Source organism: Lentzea rhizosphaerae, from assembly GCF_042649515.1.
GTDB classification, from domain to species: domain Bacteria; phylum Actinomycetota; class Actinomycetes; order Mycobacteriales; family Pseudonocardiaceae; genus Lentzea; species Lentzea aerocolonigenes.
Genome location: NZ_JBHRZI010000032.1, coordinates 68,393 through 91,262, shown reverse-complemented (window position 1 = coordinate 91,262; position 22,870 = coordinate 68,393). Strand labels below are relative to the sequence as shown.

Below are 22,870 nucleotides of genomic sequence, written 5' to 3'. Positions count from 1 at the left end.
GAGTATTGAGAACCGACTCTGCGCGAGGGAGAACCGATGAGCCAGACCCCGTTGGCCGCCGCCCTGCTCGAGCCCGCGACCGTGGCGATCGTGGGCGCCTCCGACGACCCGAGGAAGACCACCGGCCGGCCGCAGCGGTTCCTCGCTCAGGCGGGCTACCGCGGCACCGCGTGGTTCGTGAACCCGCGCCGCGACACAGTGCAGGGGGAGAAGGCGTACCCGAGCCTGTCCGCGTTGCCCGGCGTGCCCGATCACGTCTACGTGATGACCGGGGCGGACGCGGCCGTTGACGCGGTCGCCGAGGCTGCACGGCTCGGTGTGCCGGTGGTGACGGTGCTGTCGTCCGGGTTCGCCGAGGAAGGCGCGGAGGGACTCGCCAGGGAGGACCGGCTGCGCGCCGCCGCCGCGCAGGGCCCGACGCGCGTGGTGGGCCCGAGCAGCCTCGGTGTCGTGAACCCGCGCAACGGTGTGATGCTCACCGGCAACGCCGCGTTCGGCGAGCCGGACACTCCCCGCGGCGGGATCTTCGTGGCGTCGCAGTCCGGCAGCGTGATCGGCGCGTTGGTCAGCCGGGCGCGGGGGCGCGGGATCGGGTTCGCGGGCCTGGTGTCCACCGGTGGTGAGGCCGATCTGTCACTGGGGGAGATCTGCACGGCGACGCTCGACGACCCGGAGATCACCTCCTACGCGTTGTTCCTGGAGTCGTTGCGGCACTCCGGTCACCTGGCGGAGTTCGCCGCCGCCGCGCACCGGGCGGGCAAGCCGGTCGCGGTCTACAAGCTCGGCCGGTCCGAGGAGGCCGCCGCGCTCACCGTGTCGCATACCGGTGCGCTGGCCGGCGAGGACACCGAGGCGGACGCGTTCTTCCGCGCGTGCGGGTTCGCCAGGGTGAGCACGTTCGAAGGACTGGCCGAGGGACCCGCCCTGCTCGAACGGATCCCGGCGGGCAGCGGTCCGCGAACGCCACGCGTCGGCGTCGTGACCACCACCGGCGGCGGTGCGGCGATCATGGTCGACCAGCTAGCGCTGCGCGGGGTGTCCGTCCGTGCGCCCAGCCACGAGCTCGTCGACCGGATGGCGGCGGCGGGCGCATCCGTGCCGCACAGCCTGATCTCCGACCTCGGGCTGGCCGGTGCCCGGCACGACGTCGTCACGGCCGCCCTGCGCGAGCTGCAGGACAGCGGCGAGTACGACCTCATCGTGTTCGTGATCGGCTCCTCCGCGCGGCTCAACCCCGAACTCGCCGTGCAGGCGCTGGCCGACCGCGGCGGGCATGCCGTGCCCGTCGTCGGGTTCGCGCTCCCGGACGCCCCGGACGCCGCCGCGCTGCTGGCCGCGTCCGGCGTTCCCGCTTTCCGCACCCCGGAGACGTGCGCCGACGCCGTCGCCGCCGCGTTCGCCCGCCGCACCGCGACGATCGATCCGGAACGGATCGGAGCATGCCCTTCTGACGAGCCGGTGCTGATCGACGAGCAGGCGTCGGCCGAGGTGCTCACCGCGGTCGGCGTGCCCGTGCTGCCCTCGGTGGCCCTCAAGATCGCCTCGCTCGACGACGTCGACCTGCCGTTCGGATTTCCGGTGGTGGTCAAGGCGTTGTCCGACCAGCTCGCGCACAAGACCGACGTGGGTGGCGTGGTGCTGAACGTCGGCGATGCCGACGGCGTGCGCGAGGCGGCCCGCCGGATCGTCGCGGACGTCGCGCATCGCGCCGGTGTCACCGTCGACCGCGTCCTGGTGCAGCCGATGGCCGAGCCGGGCGTCGGCGAGGTGCTCGTCGGCTTCCGGCGCAGCCACGACGTGGGGCCGGTGGTCGTGCTCTCCACTGGTGGCGTGCAGGCCGAGCTGTACGACGACGTGGCGGTGCGCCTCGCCCCGGTCGACCGCGAGACGGCGCTCGAGATGATCGACGAGGTGCGCGGTCTCCTGGTGCTCAAAGGACATCGCGGTGCCCCGGCTGGTGACGTGACCGCGTTGGCCGATGCCGTCGTCGCGATGTCGGACCTCGCCCACGAGCTGGATGTCGTTGAGGCCGAGGCCAATCCGGTGCTTGTGCGCCGCAGCGGTGCGGTGGCGCTGGACGCGCTCGTGCGGCAGGTGACCGACCGGTCCGTGACGGCGTGATCTGCGAGCCTCTGTGCACACTGGTCGGTGCGTTCGGCGGGGCGCTGCGTGATGTTCCCGCGCACACCCTGGCGAGCACGGTGATCAGCGCGCTGATGGTGTGCCGCCCGGAAAGTCATCGCTGCTCTGAGCAGCGAGGTCTTCCCGGCTGCGAGCATGCCGGGGTGATCGTTTCGCTGTTGTACAAGGTGCTGCGAGTTGCTGTCTGTTCCGGCGGTGCTGCTTCGCAGTGAGGCGGCCAAGGACGCGGAGCTTCTTGTGCTGTGTCACGAGAACGTTGTGCTTCGTCGGCAGTTGACCGGGCCGGCTCGTTACGAGCCCGCGGGTTGGTTCTGGTTCGCCGCGCTGTCGAGACTGGTGCATCGCTCGCGCTGGCAGGGGGTCTTCCCGGTTACCCCTGGCACGTTGCTCGGCCGGCATCGCAGGTTCATCGCCCGGAAGTGGGATCACACGGCGCGCCGGCGAGCCGGGCGTCCCTCAACCGCAGCAGCGATCTCGTGCTCCGACTCGCTAAGGGCGCACAGATGAACAACACGCTCATTTGATCTTGATGTGCGCGCTCTCATTGCGCAGTCGATCCTGACCTGTACTTGCCGAGCCTGAACGGTCAGCGCACGGCGTGTCGCCCCTGTTGTTTGGCGCGAGAAGCACGTTCGGGCCGATAGATGGCCCGAACGTGACGTTCGCGCCAAACAACAGGGCGTTGCTGATCAGCCACATGACGACATCGCGATCAACGAGCCCAGACAAGACAGCGTCCAGGTTATTTGTCGGCGTGTCCTAAGCGCCTTGCCAGAAGTTGTGTCTGTAACGCGCGTGAGTTGACCTTGCCGCGAACGTGAAGAAGAGCCTCGTCGGGTCGGATTCGGTTACCACACCTGAACCACCTGAGGACAGTCACCGGCGGAGAGATCCTGAGGAGGCCGCGATGTCGCTGACGGCTGGGCCGGGTGCCGCTGTCGACTCGAGGATGCCCAGAGGACGCTGCAGAGCAGTGCATCCCGACGTTTCAGATGAGTGAAAGCGTGATGTGCGGTGACGGTTGCACACGAGCTCACCAACAGTGAGTGCTGGGACCTGCTGGACCGCGTCAGCCTGGGACGGCTGTTGTACACCTCAGCTGGTTTGCCACTGGCTCAGCCCGTGCGGTTCGTCGCGCGCAACAAAGTGGTCTTGCTCAGTCTTGATCAATGCACCGTGACCAGGGTGTTCCCGGCCGGATTCGAGTTCGTCGCGTTCCAGGCCGATGATTTCGTCGATGGTGTGGAGACGGGACACTCGGTGACTGTGTACGGCAGGGCACAGGTGGTGTCTCACCAACGTCGCAGCAGAGCTGAAGGAGCCGGGTTGCCCAGTCACGAGGGGAAAGCTGTTCACGCTTGTGTCGCACCGACACACCTGTGCGGCAGGCAGCTGGACCTTCGCACCTGACGTGCCTTCTCAATGACGTCGAAGATGGTCACAGAAGAAGGTCGAACAGGCGGAAGACCGACTCCCAGTGCTTGGTCTGAGGGTTCACCAGCTTCGGTTCGACTATCTTGAAGGTGCGGGCGAGCCCGAGGCTGATGCCGCCGGCGATGCGCGGCACCCAAGCCTCCGCCTCGTCCGACAACGTGATGTCCGGTGGTCGCGGCACCATCGCGTCCAGGGCGTCCTCGAGATCGGCGAAGAGATCGTCGAACTCGCGAATGCGTTCCTGCAGACCCTTGGTGATCGGGAAGTCGTAGGCCTGCACCACGTCGCGTGCGTTCGTCTTCGCCGTGACGCTCGCCATCAGGTACATGTCGTGCAGTTGCTGGTCGACGAAGTCGTTGTAGTGCTTGAGGTCCTCCTTGTCGACGTCGAGACCCGCCGCAGTGCGGAAGAAGTGCTCGAACCTGGCTACGTTCATGACCGGCACGGTTGGCTCCTCGGTTTGGTGATCTGGTGTGTCTGTTCAGCGTCCGCTGACCAGCTGGAGACCGCGTCCGTCGCCTCCCGCGGCTCGTCCAACGACCGACCGGTACACCGACTCGTAGCGTTGCGCCATCAGTGAGACGTCGAAGCGTTCCTCGGCGTCCGCTCGGCACCGCGCAGGACTCAGCGACCCGGCTCGGCGCAGTGCATCGACCAGTTCGTCCACGTCGTCGCACACCCAACCGGTCTCGCCGTGTGTCACCACTTCCGGCACGGAACCTCGGCGTAGTGCCACCACTGGCGTCCCGCACGCCAATGCCTCCGCCATGACGAGGCCGAACGGCTCCTCCCACTGGATCGGGAACAGCAGGCACCGGGCTGCGGCGAGCAACGCGAGTTTGCGCTCGCGGTCCGCCTCGCCGAGCCAATCGACGGTGTCGTCCTTCGAGAGCAACGGCTTCACCACTTCGTCGAAGTAGCGGATCTCGTCCCGCTCACGACACTTCGCCGCGATCAGCAGGCGTACACCCGCCGACCTGGCCGCCTCGATCGCCTCCGGGATGCCTTTCTCCGGTGTGGAGCGGCCGAGGAGCAACGCGAAGTCCTCTTTGTCCTCCCGGAACGGGAACTCCGCCACGCGCACGGCGTTGTGCACGGTCGCTACCCAGTTCAGGTCCGGCGCCTGGGTGCGCTGCGCCTCGGACAGTGCGACGAGATGCACGCTGTCGCCCAGATCCCGGTAGTACCGTCCCATCTCGTCGGTCACGGGGCCGTGCGCGGTGACCACGGTGGGCAGCGCCCGTCCGCGGGCCAGCAACGGTCCGGCAAGCGAGTGGTCGTGGACCAGATCGACGTCAAGATCGGCGAGCACGTCGGGCAGCGCGGCCGCGTGCCCCACCTCGGGCATGCTCATGCCCATGTGGTTTTCCTGTGACGCCTCTGAAATCGATATGAACTTCGCGCTCGTGCCGTTCTGCCCGACGCCGATCAACGTAACGTGCACGGCCTGTCTCATCAGCTGCTCGGTGAGGTCCGCGCACATGGATTCGATTCCGCCGTAAGCCTTCGGCGGGAGTTCGAACCACGGAGGCGCCACCATCGCGATCTTCAGTTCGTCCATTGCGGACGAGTTTCCCGAGGGCGCGAGACGAAACCGGCCGGGACGTCTTCGGAAAGCACTATTTCCTTTGGCAGACCGGCAACTCGGACCTCCGAGTCGACCTCGACGGTCACCCGCGTGCCGGCCAGCGGCACGTTGTCGAGCGCGATCGGCAGGAACTCGTCCGGCAGCACCGGTGCGAGCCACACTTTTCTGTCCGGCACGGCGGGTTCCAGCCGCAGCAACACCCGCAGCAGATGGACGGGGGACGCCGACGCCCATGCCTGCGGTGAGCACGACGTCGGATAGGGCACGGGCTGTGCGTACTCGGCGCGGTCGAACCCGCACAGCAGTTCGGGCAGCCTGCCTCCGAACGCCTCCGCCGCGTCGTACAGTGCGCTCGCGAGGTGCTGGGCGTGCTCGACGAACCCGTACCGCATCAGTCCTGCCGCGACGATGGTCGAGTCGTGCGGCCACACCGATCCGTTGTGGTAGCTCATCGGGTTGTACGCGCCCATGTCGGACGCGAGGGTGCGCAGTCCCCAGCCGGTGAACATCTCTTTGGACATCAGGGACTCCGCGGTCTGCTCGGCCTTGTCTTCATCGACGATGCCGGTCCACAGACAGTGCCCGATGTTGGATGCGACGGAGTCGACGGGTCGCTTGGCGTGGTCCAGTGCGACGGCGTAACGGCCGAGTTCGGGCTGCCAGAACGCCTCGTTGAACCTTTCCTTCAGCGCCTGAGCCCGATCCTCCCAGAACTTGGGATCATCACCGGCTACCCGTGCCAGACAGGCTCGCGCGCGGAATGCCGCGTATACGTAGCCCTGCACCTCGCACAACGCGATCGGGCTGCGCGCGATCGAACCGTCCGCGAAGTTGACGCCGTCCCAGGAGTCCTTCCAGCCCTGGTTCGCCAGGCCGCGCTCGGTCGCGCGGTGGTACTCGACGAATCCGTCGCCGTCGCGGTCGCCGTGGCGATCGACCCAGTCGAGCGCGCGGTCGGCGTGTGGCAGTAGTGCGGCCATCTGGTCGTCGCCGATGCCCCACCGGCTCAGCTCGCCGAGCAGCATCACGAACAACGGCGTGGCATCTGCGGTGCCGTAGTAGACGTTGCGTCCGCCGAGCGCGAGAGAGGAGTCCGCACCGAACCGGATCTCGTGCAGGATCCGGCCGGGTTCCTCCTCGCTGTTCGGTTCCACGGTCATGCCCTGGTGGCGCGCGAGCGTCTGTGCGGTGCCGAGCGCCAGCGTCGGGTCGATCGGCATCGCCATCAGGGACGCCAGGATCGAGTCGCGCCCGAACAACGTCATGAACCACGGTGCTCCGGCCGCGATCACCGTGTCCTGCGGCCGTTCCGGGTCGAAGATGCGCAGCGCGCCAAGGTCCTCCCTGCTCCGCTGAAGCGTGCGCATCAGCGCCGGCGCACCGAACACCCGCAGCACCGGCCCCGTCTCGTGCCACTGCCTCGTCCGTGTCATCGGCGTCGACTGCTCGACCGGCCGATCCAGCGGGAACAGCGCGGGCGCCAGCTCGCCGTCCACCACCGGCCGCGCAGTTACACGGGTCGACCACTCACCCCTCGCGGGGACCAGCGCGTGGAAGGTCAGCCGATCCAGGTCGTACTCGGCGTGGTCGGCGCTCACCTGCACGCCCCGGCCGCCGCGGCTGAGCGCGAGGCCGTCCTCGCGGACCTCCGCGCCGTGCTGGCGGTGGTCGGCGCGCACGCGATCCTCCTTGACCTCGAACAGGTCCGCGAAGTCGGCCTGCACGTGCACGGTGAGCGTCACGGACACGTCCTGTGGCCCGTAGTTGCGCAGCACGACGTCCTCACGCATACCGGCGCCGACGTACAGCGTGCGTTCCACCAGCAGGGAGCTCTCGCCAGGGCGGCCGAGCAGCGCCCGCCCGAGGAACGTCGTGCGGAACGGTTCCGCCGGCACGGTGGTGATCGGCTCGGCCGGCGTGCCGTCGATCCTCACGCGCCAGCAGGACACGATGCGGGTGTCCATGAAGAACGTGCCCTGCGGCCCGTTCGCATGGATCTCGCCGTCGTGCCCGCAAACGCAGAACGACGTGCCGTTGACCAGGGTGACCGTGCCGCCTGAGAGCGCAGCGGGTTGCCCCTCGAAAGCCCAGCCCCCCGTCATGTCGTTCGGGGGTGGCCGGCCGACGGAACGAACTCGTGGTCCGCACGCCGGCTCACGCCGAGCCCGGTGGTCAGTCGGAGATCGGGTACGCCGTCCCGTTCGCATCCGGTTGACGTGGTCGCGGGCATGATTCCTCCGTGTCCGCATCGAGCCTGTCAGGCGCGGGTGTACTGGGTTTCGATCACGCGCTGCTGGCCGTGGTCGGGGCTGAGGATCTCCACGCGCCGAGGCTTGTCCTTCTCCCATCGGAGCCAACACCGGGCAGATCGACGTGTACGCACGCCTCGTCACCTCTGCGGTAGGCCTCGACAAGCATCATCAGATGCGTTCGCGTCCCGCCGAGCACCTGCTCGGTGAACCGGTCGAGTTCGCGGAACGGATCGAACCGCATGAGCGTCATCGCCCTGACTCCTCTCGTGATGGCCACCACCAGCAGGCTGGCAAGGGTTCGGTGGAGTGCGCCTTCTCCCGCGAGGACGAAATTTCCCGCCCGCGTTCGTCCTCCGGAGTCAAGTGCGCGCATCCGTCCTTCCTGGACGCTCAGTGTGGTGGACCTGTTGCCGCAGGTCCTTCCCCCGCTCCAAGCGAATCCGGTGAGATTTCAGCTGGACCTCGTGTGAGCCGGGTATCGGCGGGTAGCCGGGCGGCATGTTCGCACGAATTCTGGCTTTCTTGCTGTTGTTGCTGGGTTTGATCGCGTGCTCGGACAGCCGGTCCCCGCCGCCTGCCGGTGCCGGCTCCTACGCCGACGTGGTCACGCGTACCGCGCCTTCGGCGGTGACCGTCCGGGTCGAGGACGGCGTGGGCAGTGGCGTCGTGCTGCGTTCTGACGTTGTGGTGACGAACGAGCACGTGGTGAAGACCAACCGACAGGTGCGCATCCGGTACGCCGACGGGCAGGAGTCCGGTGGCGAGGTGCTCGCCACGGATCCGTTGTCGGATCTCGCGGTGATCCGCACCGAGCGGAAGAACCTGCCTGCTGCCGAGTTCCGCGACGAGTTGCCCAGGCCGGGGGACGCCGTGCTGGCGATCGGGAGTCCACTCGGGCTGGAGTTCACGGTGACGGCGGGAATCGTGTCCGGTCTGCACCGGACGTTGCCCGGCGGGCCGCAGGTCGAGCTCATCCAGACCGACGCGCCGATCTCGCCCGGCAACTCCGGTGGCGCACTGCTCGATTCAGCCGGACGTGTCATTGGGATCAACGAGGCCTACATCCCGCCAACACAGGGCGCGGAGTCCCTGGGGTTCGCGATTCCGTCCGGCGTGACCCTGAACGTGGCGGAGAAGTTGTTGTCGGCCGGAAAGGTCGAGCACCCGTACCTCGGGGCGTCCTTGGGCGACCTGACGCCGGAGATCCGCTCGCGGTTCGGGATTTCCGCCGAACGCGGGGCTCTGGTCCTGGCGGTCGAGCCCGGAGGGCCTGCTGAGACCGGCGGGATGCGAGCCGGGGACGTGATCGTGGCGATGAAGGGAGAAGAGGTCGGCGATGTACAGGACGTGCAGGCCGTGTTGAGGTCTTCGGGCGTCGCGGAAAGGGCGTCTGTGTCGGTGCAACGCGGGGAGCAGCGGACCGAGTTGACGGTTGTCCTGGGTAGTCGATGAACGATCGGGAGGTTGCTGTGCTGGAGATGACGCCTGTTGCGACCGGTGTGATCAGGGATCTGATGGCGGGGGAGGGACCGTCGGCGGGACTGCGCCTCGACTTCGCGGACGGCGACCTGCACGTCACGCGAGTTGACGCGCCCGAGGAGGGCGACGAGGTGGTCACCGCTCGTTCCGGCGAACGCGTCTTCGTCGCACCGGAATCGGCGGACTATCTGAGGGACAAGGTCCTCGATGCCCGCACGGACAGGGACGGCACCCCCGTCTTCGCGGTGTCGGGGCGGTGAGGCACACGCCAGGGCCGTGTCGTTCGACGCCGAGCCCGGCGCGTTCGACCGGCCGGCCGGCGCGGTTGGTCACACGCTCACCGCCCGCTCGGCGAGCTCGGTTCGTCTTGTTCCAACGCTTTTCGCCGCCAGGCCGGATCTCCGGGCGATGGAGCGCCCGGTGGCTCGGCGAGCACTCGACCGACGTCAGGGTCTGCCGGACGCGGCACCGTCGGAGAACTCCCACCACACGAGGGAGAGCCAGTCACCGTTGACGAACGCGTCGACGGAGGTCCCGCCGCCGCGGATCACCACTTCCGTGCCGGCCGGATACGAGGTGCCAGACAGTCCCTGCACTCCAGACATGCAGCGTGCCAAGACGTTGCGACATGGCACGAATCTACCGCCGAAGGTAGTGATCATGAAGGCTGTTGTTTACAAGGAGCCGTACAAGGTAGCCGTCGAAGAGGTGCCGGACCCGAAGCTCCAGCACCCCAACGACGTGATCGTCCGCATCACCTCGACCGCGATCTGCGGATCCGACCTGCACATGTACGAGGGGCGGACCGCCGCCGAGCCGGGAATCGTGTTCGGGCACGAGAATCTGGGCGTGGTCGAGCAGGCGGGCGACGGTGTCACCGGGATCGAGCAGGGCGATCGGGTGGTGATGCCGTTCAACGTCGCGTGCGGGTTCTGCGTCAACTGCGTGCGCGGCTACACGGGGTTCTGCGTCACGGTGAATCCGGGGTTCGCCGGCGGCGCCTACGGATATGTGTCGATGGGTCCGTACCCCGGTGGGCAGGCCGAGAAGCTCCGCGTGCCTCACGCGGACTTCAACTGCCTCAAGCTGCCACCCGGGAATGACCATGAACTCGACTTCGTGCTGCTGGCCGACATCTTCCCGACCGGCTATCACGGCTGCGAGCTGGCCGAGGTGACGCCCGGCGAGTCGGTCGCGGTGTTCGGCGCCGGTCCGGTCGGCTTGATGGCCGCTTACTCCGCGCTGTTGCGCGGTGCGGCCAAGGTGTTCGTGGTCGACCGCGTGCACGAGCGGTTGCAGAAGGCACAAGAGATCGGCGCCGTGCCGATCGACTTCACCAAGGGCAACGCCGCGCAGCAGATCGTCGAGCAGTGTGCCGAGTTCGGCGGTGCGGACAAGGGCGTCGACGCCGTCGGATACCAGGCGCACTCGGACAGCGGTGCCGAGGAGGAACCGGCCGTCGTGCTGAACTCGTTGATCGAGGCGGTTCGTGCGACGGGCATGCTCGGCGTGCCTGGGCTGTACGTGCCCGCGGACCCCGGTGCGCCGGACGAGCAGTCGAAGCGGGGCATGCTGCTCGTGTCGATCGGGCGCATGTTCGAGAAGGGCCTGCGGATGGGCACGGGCCAGTGCAACGTGAAGCGCTACAACGCACCGTTGCGCGACCTGATCATCGCGGGCCGTGCGAAGCCGAGCTTCGTGGTGTCACACGAACTGCCGCTCGACGAGGCGCCCATGGCGTATGAGAAGTTCGACAAACGGATCGACGGTTTCACCAAGGTCGTGCTGCACCCGTGACCGGAAGCGGCCGCCGGGTTCGCCCTGGGCGGCCGAAGAGCGTGGCCGCGTTCACGTGCATCCTGAAGTGAGACGGTGAGCCCGGACGTGCCGGTGGGGACGCTCGCCGGCACGACCTCCGCGGCCCGGTCAGGTCCCCGCTGGCTGCTGTCGTTGCGTGAGAATCGGAACTCGTGCGATGACAGGTCAATCCGGGGGTCGTCCCACCAGGTCGCGGCGCTCGACAGCGACGAGCCGCGGCGTGAAGTGACCACCACGCCAGAGGAACGACGGACGGCCGCGCCCCATCTCTCCGCCACACCTGTATGAGCCGGCGTGACCAATCAGAACCGCCGACTTCGTCCTCCTCTGCCCAAGCGCCACCGGGGCCGGTTCGTCGACGATTGCGTTCGTCATTCGACGCGAGGAGGCGGACGTGAAGCACGACCGATTGTGGATCGCGATGGTGTCGGCGCAGGAGTCCGGCACCGGACAGTCCGTGCACGTCGCAGGACTGGCTGCGGCGCTCACCGGCTGCGGCCACGACGTCACGGTCTACACCCGGCGGGAGGGCCCGCGTACACCCGGCCGCGATCGCACGGAGTCCGGCTACAACGTCGTACGCGTGCCCGCCGGGCCCGCGCTGCGCGTCGACGAGGACGAGATCGTCCCGCACCTGGGCCGCCTCGCCGATTCTCTCGGCCGCGAGTGGCGGGACAACCTGCCGGATGTCGTGCACGCGCACGGGTGGACGTCCGGACTGGGCAGCGTGCTGGCGGAACGCCAAGGGATTCCCGTGGTGCAGACGTACTACGGGCTCGGCGGTTCTGCCAGGCGGCAGCAAGGGGAACGAATCGTCGGCGGAAAGGTGACGCGGGTCGTCGCGATGTCGTCCAGCGAGGTGTTCACGCTCGTCCGCACGGGTGTCGACCGGCGCCGGATCTCCGTCGTTCCGACCGGCGTGGACGTGCGGCTGTTCACTCCGTGGGGACAAATCGCAAAACGCGGCACGCGGAGTCGCATCGTGGCGGTGTGGACTGCTGCGCCGCACAGCGGGCTGGCCGACCTGGTGAGGGTGCTCTGCCAAGTGGACGACGCCGAGTTGGTGATCATCGGTGGGCCGGGAAAGCGGCGCCTCGGGCAGGCGCCCGAGGTACGGCGGTTGCGCGCGTTCGCCACGCGCGCAGGCGTGGCGGACCGGATCGTGTTCACCGGTGGCGTGCCGCGTGAGCAGACGGCCGATTTGCTGCGTTCCGCGGATGTTGTGGTGTGTTCGCCGCGCTGTGAACCGGTCGGCCACGTCTCGCTCGAGGCGATGGCGTGTGGCGTGCCCGTGGTGGCGACCGCGGTGGGTGCGTTGGCGGACTCGGTGGTCGACGGGGTGACGGGTCTGCACGTGCCGCCTGGCAGGCCGCGCCAGCTGGCGAAGGTGCTGCGAGGGTTGCTCGGCGATGAAGTTCGCCGCGAGGAGTTCGGCGTCGCGGGCCGCGACCGGGTGTGTGCGCGGTATTCGTGGGACCGGGTCGCGGCCGACACCGTCCGCGCCTACGAACGGGCGGGCGTGCGGACCTCCGGCTCGGTGCAGGGAGCCGTCAGCGTTCTACCTGGTCGCGGAGATCTCGTCGCGTGTGGGGGAGTGACTCCTGTCGCGGTACGTCGGGCTCCGAAAACGGACGACGACGAGTCGTCAGGCGGATAGTGACGGCTTCTGAGGGTCTCGGACGGCCTCTCCCCGAACCGCCGACGAAAATCTCCCGTGAACAGTCCCGATGGACGAACCCCAAGAGGCGGCTGCGTCGGTGACGGTGAGCCGTGTGGCCGTTCCTCCGACAGGTCCACGGCCCCGGCGGGATGCAGTCCTGCGCCTCCGGATTTTCGTGATGATCGTGGCGCAGCGTGAGCAACAGCCGTCCAGCACGAGTTGCTCCAGCGTGCTGCCTCACCGGCGTCGATGTGGGCGAGCTACACCAGCCCGGTACGACCGTCGTCTTCTCCGGGCCGGTGGCCCGGGAGCTCGTGGACCTCCTCACCACGTCGAAGGTTCTGGTCGTCTGGTGGAACGGCTCCATCCGGAACGGGTCGGGTCCGGCCTGCTCGGCGGGAATGACGTCGATGTGACGGGCCTGCCCGGAACATCCGCCGCCAGGTCATGTCCTCGCTCCGAACGACAGGTGGTCGTGGACGAGCCGGACCACCATCGCGCCCTCACCCACTGCGGAGCCGACTCGTTTGATCGAACCGCTGCGCACGTCGCCGATCGCGAACACGCCCGGCCGGTTCGTTTCCAGCGGGAACGGCCTTCTGCCCTTGTGCCACCAGGTGTCGCCGGTCGCGACGTGCTCACCGGTCAGGACGAAGCCGTCCTCGTCGAGCGCGATCAGCGAGGAGAGCCAGGCCGTGCAGGGGGTCGCGCCGATGAACACGAACAGTGCCCGCACCGGCAGAGTGCGCCGGTGACGGGTCTGGTTGTCCTCGACGACCACGCCCTCGACCTGGTTGTCGCCGAGCAGCTCCACGACCTCGTGGTGCAGCAGCACCTCGATCCGCGGGTGGCTCATCACTCGGTCGACCAGGTAGCGGGACATGTTCGTGTTCAGGTCGGCGTCGCGGACCACCAGGTGGACGCCGGGTACCCGGTCGGCGAGGAACACGGCAGCCTGGCCACCCGAGTTGCCCCCGCCCACGATCGCGACCGGGTTCGCCTGGCATTCACGGGCTTCGTGGATCGTGGCGGCGTAGTACACGCTGGTCGACTCGAAATCGGCGAGCCGCGGCAGGGCGAGCTTGCGATAGCGTGCGCCGGTCGCGATCACCAGCGATCGCGTGCGGACCTCAGAGGAGTCGTCGAAGCGCACCACGTAGTGGCCGTCGCGCGGCGAGAACGAGACCGCCTCCACCGACACGTTCACCGGCACGCCGAACTTCTCCGCCTGCAGCACCGCGCGTTCAGCGAGCTCCGGACCGGAGATGCCGGCAGGGAAACCCAGGTAGTTCTCGATCCGCGACGTCGTCCCGGCCTGACCTCCGGCCGCGATGGAGTCGACGGCCACCACGTCGAGCCCGTCCGCCGCGCCGTACACGACGGCCGCGAGGCCGCCGGGGCCGGCGCCGACCACGAGCAGGTCGGTGAGGTCGCGCGGCGCAGACGAGGCGTGCAGGCCGAGTACGTGGGCCAGTTTCCGGTTGCTCGGGTTGCGCAGCGTCTCGCCACCGGGCACGACGACCACAGGGGTCTCGTGGATGGTCACGCCGATCCGGCGCAGCAGTTCCTCGGCGTGGGTGTCCTTGTCAGTGTCGACGAGCCGGTGCGGGATCCGGTTGCGCGCGGCGAACTCCAGCAGCCGCTTGGTGTCCGGTGAGAAGCACGAGCCGACGATCTGCAGCCCGTTGCCCCTGCCGATGAGCACCGCCCGGCGCATCAGGTAGGCGCGCAGGATCAGATCACCGAGCACGGGGTCGCCCCGCACCAGCTCGTTCAGCTGGTCAGCGGTCAACTGGACGACCTCGCCCGGCTGTGCGACGACGGCCGTCACGAACGACGGTTGCCCTTCCAGCAGACCGAGTTCGCCGAGGAACCGGCCGGGTCCGTGGGTCCGCACGACCTCGCCGTGCTCCAGCACCTGCACGACACCGCTGACGATCACGAAGAAGTCGTGGCTGCGGTCGCCCTCGGCGTACAGCACTTCCCCCTCCCTGGTCGGACGCCGGGTGCCGTGCCGCGCGACCTGGTCGATCTGGTCGTCGTCGAGGCGGGGGAAGGCACCGTTCTCGTCCGGTGTCTCCTGCGCGGACTGGTCAGACGAAAGCCTGGTGGGCATAACACCACCGCCAGTTCTCGCCGGGTTCCAGGGAACGCACGATCGGATGGCCGTCGTCGAAGGCATGCCTGCGCGCGTGCTTCATCGGCGAGGAGTCGCAGCAGCCGACGTGCCCACAGGTGAGGCACAGTCGCAAGTGGACCCAGGTGGTGCCCGTGATGAGGCACTCGCGGCAGCCCTGCGGGGTCTGCGGCACGACTTCGCGCACCAGTGCCAGGTGTTCGTCCACGACCGTGGTCATCGGTCCTCCCTCATGACGTCGTCGATCACCAGCGACAGTCCGATGCCCACCAGCCACACGTCCTTCGCGAGCGCGATGCCCTGTTCGGTCGGTCGCAGGCTGCGTTCCTGTCGCATCCCGGGTGTTCGCAGGTAGAGCCCGAGCAACGCGCCGCCGAACCCGGTGAGCGCGGCACCGGCGACGCGCGCGGGCACCAGCGGCACCAGCAGCGCCAGGCCGGTCACGATCTCCCCAGCCGCGAGCAGTGCCGCGAACCGCTGGGGATCGAGCTTGCCCAGCACCGGATAGGTCGTCGCGGCCCAGCCGTGCATCGACTCGGCCGCTTGCTGGTCGGCGTGCAGCTTGCCCAGTCCTGAGTTGAGCACGTACGCGCCCGTGGTGACGCGCGCGGGCAGTTGTCGCAGCAGGGATCGGCTGATCATGTCCTCACCTCCGGAACGAGAGCGTCGCCGAGCCAGGCGCGCAACTGGGGTGCCGGCAGCGCGCCTGGCTGGCGCGCGATCACCTCGCCGGCGCGCAAGATCATCAGTGTGGGCACCGCGCGCACGTCGAACCGTTGTGACAGACGGGGTGCGCGGTCCACGTCCACCCGCACGAGCTTGATGTCGCCCGCTCGTTCGTGTGCGAGCTGGTCCAGGACCGGGCTGACCATCCGGCACGGCCCGCACCACGTCGCCCACAGGTCCACCAGCACGGGAACGTCCGCCTGCTCGGCCACCTCGGCGAAGTCGTCGTCCAGCGCGTCGACGATCCACGGCAGAGGCCGGCCGCAGTTGCCGCACTTCGGCTTGCCTTGCGCCGCAACAGGTATGCGGTTGGTCTTGCCGCAGTCCGGGCACGCGAGGTCCGTGGTCCTCATGCGGCGGCCCTGCTCTCACCGGAGGTGATGACGGACAGCTCGTCGTCCACCACGTCCACCCGGATCGTCGCGTCCTCGGCGACGTCACCCGCGATGAGCGCCCGCGCCACGCGCGTCTCGACTTCGTGCGCGATGTAGCGCCGCAGTGGCCGTGCACCGTAGACGGGGTCGAAGCCACGCCGGGCGATGAACTCGCGGGCCGGGGGAGTGAGTTCGACGTCGATCCGGCGTTCGGCGAGGCGGGCGCGCAGCTCGATGAACTGCAGGTCCACGATGCGTTCGATCTGCTCCAGCCGCAGTGGCGTGAAGAGCACGATGTCGTCGACGCGGTTGAGGAACTCGGGCCGGAAGTGGTCGCGCAGTGACGCCATCACGGCCCCGCGCGCGTCCGGTTTGATCTCCCCGTCGGGCGTGACGCCGTCGAGCAGGTACTCCGAGCCGATGTTGGACGTCATGATGATCACGGTGTTGCGGAAGTCGACCGTGCGGCCCTGCGCGTCGGTGATCCGGCCGTCGTCGAGCACCTGCAGGAACGTGTTGAACACGTCCGGGTGCGCCTTCTCCATCTCGTCCAGCAGCACGACGGAGTAGGGCTTGCGCCGCACCGCTTCCGTGAGCTGGCCGCCCTCGTCGTAGCCGACGTAACCGGGAGGCGCGCCGACCAGCCGCGAGACCGTGTGCTTCTCCTGGTACTCGCTCATGTCGAGGCGCACCATGTTGTCCTCGCTGTCGAACAGCGCCGCCGCCAGCGTCTTCGCCAGCTCGGTCTTGCCGACCCCGGTGGGGCCCAGGAAGATGAACGACCCGATCGGCTTGCGCGGGTCCTTCACACCCGCCCGTGCCCGGATGATCGCGTCGGCGACCACCCGCACCGCGTCGTCCTGGCCGATCACCCGGTCGTGCAGGATCTGGTCGAGCCTCAGCAACTTCTCGCGTTCGCCCTCCTTGAGCCGCGACACCGGGATGCCGGTCCACGCCGCGACGATCTCGGCGATCTCGTCTTCGGTCACCACTTCCTTGAGCAGCCGGTGCTGACCCTGTTTGCCGGCCAGCCGTTCCTCCTCGGCCGCGAGCTGGCTCCCCAGCTCGGCGAGCTTGCCGTAACGCAGTTCAGCGGCCCGGTTGAGGTCGTAGGCGCGTTCCGCCTCCTCGGCTTCGCGGCGCACGCGTTCCAACTCGCCGCGCAGGTCCTGCACGCGCCGGATCGCCTGCCGTTCCGCCTCCCACTGCGCCGTCATGGCGTCGAGCTCGGCACGGAGATCGGCGAGCTCCTTGCGCAGTGCGGCCAGTCGCTGCTGGCTGGCCTGGTCGGTTTCCTTGGCCAGTGCGGCTTCCTCGATCTCCAGCCGGGTCACCCGCCGCGAGGTCTCGTCCAGTTCGGCAGGCATCGAGTCGATCTCGGTGCGCAGCCGCGCACACGCCTCGTCCACCAGGTCGATCGCCTTGTCCGGCAGGAAGCGGTCGGTGATGTAACGCTGGGACAGCACCACGGCGGACACCAGCGCGGCGTCCTGGATCTTGACACCGTGGTAGACCTCCAGTCGTTCCCTCAGTCCGCGCAGGATCGAGATCGCGTCCTCCGGCGACGGCTCGGCCACGATCACGGTCTGGAACCGCCGCTCCAGCGCGGCGTCGGACTCGATGTGCTTGCGGTACTCGTCGAGCGTGGTCGCGCCGATCATGTGCAGTTCACCGCGCGCGAGCATGGGTTTGAGCATGTTGCCGGCGTCCATCGACCCCTCGGCGGCGCCCGCGCCCACGACGGTGTGCAGCTCGTCGACGAACAGCAGGATGCGGCCCTCGGCGGCTTTCACCTCGGCCAGCACGGCCTTGAGCCGCTCCTCGAACTCGCCGCGGTACTTGGCGCCGGCGACCAGCGAGCCCATGTCGAGGGAGAAGACCGTCTTGTCCCGGAGGCCTTCCGGCACGTCGCCGCGCACGATCCGCTGCGCGAGCCCCTCGACGATCGCGGTCTTGCCGACGCCGGGCTCGCCGATCAGCACCGGGTTGTTCTTCGTCTTGCGGGACAGGATCTGGATCACCCGCCGGATCTCCGCGTCCCGGCCGATCACCGGGTCGAGGTCACCGGTCCGCGCGTCGTTCACGAGGTCGCGGCCGTACTTCTCCAGCGCCTCGTAGGTTCCCTCCGGCGTGGCACTGCGCACGCGCTGGTTGCCGCGGATCCTGGTCAGACCTTCCAGGAACCGGTCCCTCGTCACGCCGTGCCGTGCCAGGACCTGACCGGCCTTGGTGGTGTTGCCCTCCTCGGCCAGCGCGAGCAGCAGGTGCTCGACGCTGACGTACTCGTCCTTGAGCCGCTTGGCTTCCTGTTCCGCAGCGTCGAGCAGGCCCAGCAGTCGTCGGGTGACGGTGATCTGTCCGGGTTGGACACCCGGCCCGGTCACCCTGGGGCGGCGAGCGAGTGCGGATCGCACGTCGTCGGTCAGCGCACGTACGTCGACGTCCGCCTGAGCGAGCAGGCGGGCCACCAGGCCGTCGGGCTGCTCGACCAGAGCCAGCAGGAGGTGTTCGCCGTCGGTCTCGGTGTGCCCGAGCCGTTGGGCGGCCTCCTGGGCGGACTGCAGTGCCTCCTGCGACTTCTGCGTCAGCCTGTTGACGTCCATGGTCGTTCACCTCCGCGCACTTGTGCTTCCAGGACTCGGATCCGGTCGAGCAGGTCCAGCACGAGCGCGATCGCGTTGTAGTTGAGCGAGAGACCTCCGTGCAGCCGCTGGATCCGCGCGATGCGGGCCGCGGTGTCCGGGGGGAACCACAGCCGTCCGTCGTCGTCCACCGCACACTCGATCAGCCCGAGCGCGGCGAACCGGCGCACCAGGTCCGGGTGGAGTCCGGTGTGGACGGAAACCCGGTCGACGCTCAGCCGGGCCGGTTTCGTCAGGACGTACATCACGAGCCCCTCGGGTCGAAGTCGGAGACCGCGGACAGTTCCTCGAACAGCTCCCGTTCCCGTTTGCCGAGGGACTTCGGCACCATGATCTTCACGACGGCGTAGAGGTCACCGGGCTTGCCGCGCGGGTTCGGCATGCCCTCACCGCGCAGCCGCAGCCGTCGGCCGCTCGACGAGCCGGCGACCACCCGAACCTTCGCCTCGCCGCCCGGCGTCGTGATCGGCACGGTGGCGCCGAGGGCCGCCTCCCACGGCGTGACCGGCAGGTCCATGACGATGTCGCGGCCCTCCAGCCGGTACCGGGGGTGCGGCGCGATCCTGACCACCAGGAACAGGTCGCCGGACGCGCCGCCGCCGGAGCCCCGGCCGCCCTGGCCGGCCAGCCTGATGCGCTGGCCGTCCACCACGCCCGCCGGGATCGTCACGTCCAGCTCGCGGTCGCCGATGGTCAGTCTGCGGTGACCGCCCTGGTAGGCGTCCTCGACCGAGAGCGTCAGCTCGGCCTCCTGGTCGGCACCCGGAATCGGACCGCCGCGCCCGCCACGGCGGAAGACGCCGCCGAACAGGTCCTCGAAGTCGAAGTCCTCGAACCCGCCGTAGCCCGGCCCGCTCGTGTACACCGTGCGACCCTTTGGGCCGCGTTCGGCGCGTTCCCCGTAGTCCTCCGGAACACGGCGGAAGTCGGCGCCGAACCGGTCGTACCGCTGGCGTTGCTCGGTGTCCGACAGGACCTCGTAGGCCTCGCTGACCTCCTTGAAGCGGTCCTCGGCACCGGGGTCGCGGTTGATGTCCGGGTGGTACTGCCGGGCGAGCTTGCGGTACGCCCGCTGGATCTCCTCACTGCTCGCCCCGCGTGGTACGCCGAGTGCCTCGTAGAAGTCCTTGGCCACGGCGCCTCACTCCCGTGCGCGCGCCACCGCGACGGCGGCGGGACGCAGGTCGCCGTAGCCCGGCCGCAGCACGCGCACGACCGTGTTCGGCGGCGCGTCCGGGTCGTCCAGGACCTGCACGACCTCGTGCACGTTCGGGTCGAACGGCACGCCGGTGGCGTCCTGGCGCGGGTAGCCGAGCCGGGCGAGCACCTCGACGGCCTGGTCGAGGGTCGCCCGCACGCCTTCGGCCAACGGATCGTCGGACGCGTGCCCGAGCGCGAGCTCCAGGTTGTCGAGCACCGGCAGCCAGGCCGACGCCACCCGCGCACGTTCGGCGGTGCGTTGGCGTTCCAGCTCGCGGGTGTGCCGTTTGCGCACGTTGTCGAGCTCCGCCATGGCGCGGAGCCAGCGATCTTCCAGCTCGCCGACGGCCCGGTCCGGGGCCGGCGGCTGAGGAAGGTGCTCGCCGGCCCCGGCTTCGGCCGCGGAGTTCGCGGCGTTCCCCTGAGAGGTCATGGTGATCAGACTCGGTCGAAGTCGGCGTCGATGACGTCGTCGTCCGAAGCGGTGGCCGAGTTGCCGCCGGAAGACGGCGGTGGCGTGGTCGACCGTGCCGCCATCAGGCCGTTCAGCACCTGGGTCAGCTCGTCGGTCAGCTCCCGCACCCGCTCGATCGGCGCCTCGTTCTGCAACGCCTCGCGGGCCTCGGAGACCAGCATCTCGGCGCGTGCCTTCTCATGCGCAGGCGCGTTGTCACCGAGGTCCGACAAGGTCTTCTCGACCTGGTAGGCGATCGAGTCGAGGGTGTTGCGGGCGTCCACGGCCTCGCGCAGCCGTTGGTCCTCCGCCTGGTGCGCCTGGGCGTCGGACACCATCCGCTCGATCTCGGACGTGTCCAGGTTCGAGCTCTCGCTGATGGTGATGCCCTGTTCCGCGCCCGTGTCCTTGTCACGGGCGGTCACGTTGAGGATGCCGTTGGCGTCGATGTCGAAGATGACCTCGACCTGCGGCTCACCACGCGGCGCCGGCCTGATCCCGCTGAGCTGGAACCGGCCCAGCACGCGGTTGTCGGCCGCGCGTTCGCGTTCGCCCTGCAACACGACCACGTCCACCGCGGGCTGGTTGTCCTCGGCGGTGGAGAACACCTCGGAGCGCCGGGCAGGGATCGTCGTGTTCCGCTCGATGATCTTGGTCATCACGCCGCCGCGGGTCTCCACGCCCAGGGACAGCGGCGTCACGTCGAGCAGCAGGACGTCCTTGACCTCGCCCTTGAGCACACCGGCCTGGACGGCGGCACCGAGTGCCACGACCTCGTCCGGGTTGACGCTCATGTTCGGGTCCTTGCCGCCGGTCAGCCGGCGGACGAGCTTCTGCACGGCCGGGATCCTGGTCGAACCGCCGACGAGGATGACCTCGTCGATGTCGTTCGCGGACACCTTGCCGTCGGCCATGGCCTGCTCGACCGGCCCGAGACAGCGCTCCACGAGGTCTGCCGTGATCTGCTCGAACGTCGACCGCGTCACGGTCTCGGTCAGGTGCTTCGGGCCGCCGGCGTCGGCGGTGATGAACGGCAGGCTCACCTGGGTCTGCGTGACCGAGCTGAGCTCGACCTTCGCCTTCTCCGCCGCCTCGGACAGCCGTTGCAGCGCCTGGGCGTCCTGGCGCAGGTCGATTCCCGTGTCGTTGGAGAACTTGTCGGCCAGGTGGTCGACGAGCCTGCGGTCGAAGTCGTCGCCGCCGAGGTGGGTGTCGCCGGAGGTGGACCGCACCTCGACCACACCGTCGCCGACGTCCAGCAGGGACACGTCGAACGTGCCGCCGCCCAGGTCGAACACGAGGACCGTCTCGTGGCCCTTCCTGTCCAGGCCGTACGCCAGTGCGGCCGCCGTCGGCTCGTTGATGATCCGCAGGACCTCGAGACCCGCGATCTTGCCGGCGTCCTTGGTCGCCTGGCGCTGCGAGTCGTTGAAGTACGCGGGTACGGTGATCACCGCCTCGCGCACCTTCTCACCGAGGTACTTGCTCGCGTCGTCGACCAGCTTGCGCAGCACCTGTGCGCTGATCTCCTCCGGTGCGTAGAGCTTGTCGCGCACCTTGAAGCGCACCGAGTCGTTCGGTCCCGCGACGACGTCGAACGTGACGGTCTTCGTTTCCTCGGTGACTTCGTCGAACCTGCGGCCGATGAACCGTTTGGCCGAGTAGATCGTGCCGTGCGGGTTCAGCACGGCCTGGCGCTTGGCCAGTTGTCCCACCAGCCGTTCGCCGCTGTCGGTGAACGCCACGACGGACGGGGTGGTCCGCGATCCCTCGGCGTTCGCGATCACGGTGGGCTGGCCGCCCTCGACGACCGCGATCGCGGAGTTCGTCGTGCCGAGGTCGATTCCTACTGCCGTGGCCACTACGCAGCACCCCCTGCGGTGGTCATACCGGCGAGCAGCCGCTGCGCCTCGTCCGCGACCTCCTCGTCCACGACGAGGTCGTACCGGCTCGGCACCATCATGGTCACGGAGCTGAAGTCACGCCTGCCGCGCTGCAGCCCGTAGGAGATCGCGGCGATGACGGCACCGATGACCGCGCCGAACACCAGGCCGTACAGCGCGAGCGTGAACGCGGCGACGAGCGGGTTGATCAGGTCGAACAGGCCGAAGATCCAGCCGAAGAACAGGCCGGGGACGGCACCGGACAGGGCACCGTTCAGCAGCGCGCGGCCCCAGTTCAGCCGGCCGACGACCTGCTCGACCATGCGGACGTCCGCACCGATGATCGCGGTGCGGTCGACCGGGAACTTGTTGTCCGACAGGTGGTCGACGGCGCGCTCGGCGCCGCGATAGTTGGTGAACGACGCGATCGTGCGCCGGCGCGACATGCTTTGCGCGGTGCCGGCGCTGGTGTCAGTGCGCGAGTGTGCACCCGAGTGATGAATGGTCATGGCTGCTCCCTCAGGCGTTGACCGTCGTCTGTTCGGAGATCTCGATCTTGCGCGGCTTGCTGGACTCGGCGATCGGAATGGTCAGCACGAGCACGCCGCGGTCGACCTCGGCGGACAGGTCGCCGGCGGCGAGCATCTCGCCGAGGAAGAACTGGCGGCTGAACTCCCCGTGCGGGCGTTCGTCGATCAGCACCTCGTCGTTCTCCTGCCGCAGCGGGCGGCGCGTGGCTTTGACCGTGACCACGTTGCGTTCCACGGTCACGTCCACGTCCTTCCCGTCCACGCCCGGCAGGTCGAGCGCGACGATGCATCTGTCACCGCGGCGGAACACCTCCATCGGCAGGGCGCGTGGCGTGCGGACGGTCTGCTCGGCGAGCCGGTCGAGTTCGCGGAACGGGTCGAAACGCATCAGTGTCATATGGACTCTTCCCCTCCTGGATCTTGTGTTCCGGGGGACGTGCATCTCATTCACCCTGGCGAAGGACACGCGTGCGGCGCGTCGCCCTGCGAGGGTGAAACCCACCCTCCGCAGTAGACCCGGCAGCACGACTGCACCGGGACTACGCTGATTG

The 22,870-nt window shown here is 68.7% G+C and carries 24 protein-coding genes; 8 read left to right on the top strand and 16 right to left on the bottom strand.

What is annotated here, in order from left to right; genetic code table 11:
* The first annotated feature begins 36 nt into the window (after positions 1-36).
* The 3 genes from ACFOWZ_RS37260 (at position 37) to ACFOWZ_RS37250 (ending at position 3,552) form a co-directional block, all read left to right on the top strand.
* Positions 37-2,121 carry an acetate--CoA ligase family protein gene (locus ACFOWZ_RS37260; RefSeq protein WP_382378644.1) on the top strand — a complete coding sequence of 695 codons (2,085 nt, stop codon included), beginning with the start codon at positions 37-39 and terminating at the stop codon, positions 2,119-2,121.
* Complete coding sequence (locus ACFOWZ_RS37255) at positions 2,118-2,354, top strand: hypothetical protein (protein ID WP_382378643.1); 237 nt, start codon at positions 2,118-2,120, stop codon at positions 2,352-2,354. The genes ACFOWZ_RS37260 and ACFOWZ_RS37255 overlap by 4 nt, the downstream gene beginning before the upstream one ends.
* Before the next feature lie 802 nt (positions 2,355-3,156).
* Positions 3,157-3,552 (top strand): pyridoxamine 5'-phosphate oxidase family protein, encoded by a 396-nt coding sequence (locus ACFOWZ_RS37250; RefSeq protein ID WP_382378642.1) that lies wholly within the window; start codon positions 3,157-3,159, stop codon positions 3,550-3,552.
* 28 nt (positions 3,553-3,580) lie between these two features.
* On the opposite strand, the gene ACFOWZ_RS37245 is transcribed toward ACFOWZ_RS37250, so the two are convergent.
* The 4 genes from ACFOWZ_RS37245 to ACFOWZ_RS37230 form a co-directional block, all read right to left on the bottom strand.
* A complete protein-coding gene (locus ACFOWZ_RS37245; protein WP_382378641.1) occupies positions 3,581-4,012 on the bottom strand; it encodes a DUF1931 family protein in 432 nt (143 codons plus the stop codon).
* 45 nt (positions 4,013-4,057) lie between these two features.
* Positions 4,058-5,137 (bottom strand): glycosyltransferase family 4 protein, encoded by a 1,080-nt coding sequence (locus ACFOWZ_RS37240; protein ID WP_382378640.1) that lies wholly within the window; start codon positions 5,135-5,137, stop codon positions 4,058-4,060.
* Entirely contained in the window at positions 5,125-7,266 is a 2,142-nt protein-coding gene (locus ACFOWZ_RS37235; protein WP_382378639.1) for an amylo-alpha-1,6-glucosidase, read from the bottom strand. The genes ACFOWZ_RS37240 and ACFOWZ_RS37235 overlap by 13 nt, the downstream gene beginning before the upstream one ends.
* A gap of 181 nt (positions 7,267-7,447) precedes the next feature.
* Positions 7,448-7,789, bottom strand: coding sequence for a hypothetical protein (locus ACFOWZ_RS37230; protein WP_382378638.1), 342 nt, complete (start codon positions 7,787-7,789; stop codon positions 7,448-7,450).
* 125 nt (positions 7,790-7,914) lie between these two features.
* Here ACFOWZ_RS37230 and ACFOWZ_RS37225 point away from each other — a divergent pair, with 125 nt between their 5' ends.
* A complete protein-coding gene (locus ACFOWZ_RS37225) occupies positions 7,915-8,868 on the top strand; it encodes a S1C family serine protease (RefSeq protein WP_382378637.1) in 954 nt (317 codons plus the stop codon).
* Complete coding sequence (locus tag ACFOWZ_RS37220) at positions 8,865-9,155, top strand: iron-sulfur cluster biosynthesis protein (protein ID WP_382378636.1); 291 nt, start codon at positions 8,865-8,867, stop codon at positions 9,153-9,155. The genes ACFOWZ_RS37225 and ACFOWZ_RS37220 overlap by 4 nt, the downstream gene beginning before the upstream one ends.
* Positions 9,156-9,341: 186 nt before the next feature.
* On the opposite strand, the gene ACFOWZ_RS37215 is transcribed toward ACFOWZ_RS37220, so the two are convergent.
* A complete protein-coding gene (locus ACFOWZ_RS37215; protein WP_382378635.1) occupies positions 9,342-9,491 on the bottom strand; it encodes a hypothetical protein in 150 nt (49 codons plus the stop codon).
* A 64-nt stretch (positions 9,492-9,555) separates the two neighbouring features.
* On the opposite strand from ACFOWZ_RS37215, the gene ACFOWZ_RS37210 reads away from it, so the two are divergent.
* From ACFOWZ_RS37210 to ACFOWZ_RS37200, 3 genes are all read left to right on the top strand, one after another.
* Entirely contained in the window at positions 9,556-10,692 is a 1,137-nt protein-coding gene (locus tag ACFOWZ_RS37210; protein ID WP_382378634.1) for a glutathione-independent formaldehyde dehydrogenase, read from the top strand.
* Between the two features lie 430 nt (positions 10,693-11,122).
* The gene (locus ACFOWZ_RS37205) at positions 11,123-12,370 is read left to right on the top strand and encodes a glycosyltransferase (protein WP_382378669.1); all 1,248 of its coding nucleotides are present in this window, start codon (positions 11,123-11,125) and stop codon (positions 12,368-12,370) included.
* Positions 12,371-12,624: 254 nt separating this feature from the next.
* A complete protein-coding gene (locus ACFOWZ_RS37200; RefSeq protein ID WP_382378633.1) occupies positions 12,625-12,789 on the top strand; it encodes a hypothetical protein in 165 nt (54 codons plus the stop codon).
* Positions 12,790-12,818: 29 nt separating this feature from the next.
* On the opposite strand, the gene ACFOWZ_RS37195 is transcribed toward ACFOWZ_RS37200, so the two are convergent.
* Genes ACFOWZ_RS37195 through ACFOWZ_RS37145 form a run of 11 tightly spaced genes read right to left on the bottom strand, consistent with a single transcriptional unit; the run spans position 12,819 to position 22,716 of the window.
* Positions 12,819-14,489 carry an FAD-dependent oxidoreductase gene (locus ACFOWZ_RS37195; RefSeq protein WP_382378632.1) on the bottom strand — a complete coding sequence of 557 codons (1,671 nt, stop codon included), beginning with the start codon at positions 14,487-14,489 and terminating at the stop codon, positions 12,819-12,821.
* Positions 14,467-14,730: a UBP-type zinc finger domain-containing protein gene (locus ACFOWZ_RS37190; RefSeq protein ID WP_382378631.1), complete on the bottom strand. Its 264-nt coding sequence runs from the start codon at positions 14,728-14,730 to the stop codon at positions 14,467-14,469. The genes ACFOWZ_RS37195 and ACFOWZ_RS37190 overlap by 23 nt, the downstream gene beginning before the upstream one ends.
* Entirely contained in the window at positions 14,727-15,152 is a 426-nt protein-coding gene (locus tag ACFOWZ_RS37185; RefSeq protein ID WP_382378630.1) for a DoxX family membrane protein, read from the bottom strand. Before ACFOWZ_RS37185 ends, ACFOWZ_RS37190 begins: the two co-directional genes overlap by 4 nt.
* A complete protein-coding gene (gene trxA, locus ACFOWZ_RS37180; protein WP_382378629.1) occupies positions 15,149-15,589 on the bottom strand; it encodes a thioredoxin in 441 nt (146 codons plus the stop codon). The genes ACFOWZ_RS37185 and trxA overlap by 4 nt, the downstream gene beginning before the upstream one ends.
* A complete protein-coding gene (gene clpB, locus ACFOWZ_RS37175; protein ID WP_382378628.1) occupies positions 15,586-18,213 on the bottom strand; it encodes an ATP-dependent chaperone ClpB in 2,628 nt (875 codons plus the stop codon). The genes trxA and clpB overlap by 4 nt, the downstream gene beginning before the upstream one ends.
* Entirely contained in the window at positions 18,195-18,497 is a 303-nt protein-coding gene (locus ACFOWZ_RS37170; RefSeq protein ID WP_382378627.1) for a chaperone modulator CbpM, read from the bottom strand. Before ACFOWZ_RS37170 ends, clpB begins: the two co-directional genes overlap by 19 nt.
* Positions 18,497-19,387, bottom strand: coding sequence for a DnaJ C-terminal domain-containing protein (locus ACFOWZ_RS37165; RefSeq protein ID WP_382378626.1), 891 nt, complete (start codon positions 19,385-19,387; stop codon positions 18,497-18,499). Before ACFOWZ_RS37165 ends, ACFOWZ_RS37170 begins: the two co-directional genes overlap by 1 nt.
* Before the next feature lie 6 nt (positions 19,388-19,393).
* Positions 19,394-19,885: a nucleotide exchange factor GrpE gene (locus tag ACFOWZ_RS37160; protein ID WP_382378625.1), complete on the bottom strand. Its 492-nt coding sequence runs from the start codon at positions 19,883-19,885 to the stop codon at positions 19,394-19,396.
* 5 nt (positions 19,886-19,890) lie between these two features.
* Positions 19,891-21,768: a molecular chaperone DnaK gene (gene dnaK / locus ACFOWZ_RS37155; RefSeq protein WP_382378624.1), complete on the bottom strand. Its 1,878-nt coding sequence runs from the start codon at positions 21,766-21,768 to the stop codon at positions 19,891-19,893.
* Positions 21,768-22,298 carry a general stress protein gene (locus ACFOWZ_RS37150; RefSeq protein WP_382378623.1) on the bottom strand — a complete coding sequence of 177 codons (531 nt, stop codon included), beginning with the start codon at positions 22,296-22,298 and terminating at the stop codon, positions 21,768-21,770. Before ACFOWZ_RS37150 ends, dnaK begins: the two co-directional genes overlap by 1 nt.
* A 10-nt stretch (positions 22,299-22,308) precedes the next feature.
* The gene (locus tag ACFOWZ_RS37145; RefSeq protein ID WP_382378622.1) at positions 22,309-22,716 is read right to left on the bottom strand and encodes an Hsp20/alpha crystallin family protein; all 408 of its coding nucleotides are present in this window, start codon (positions 22,714-22,716) and stop codon (positions 22,309-22,311) included.
* Between the last annotated feature and the right edge of the window lie 154 nt (positions 22,717-22,870).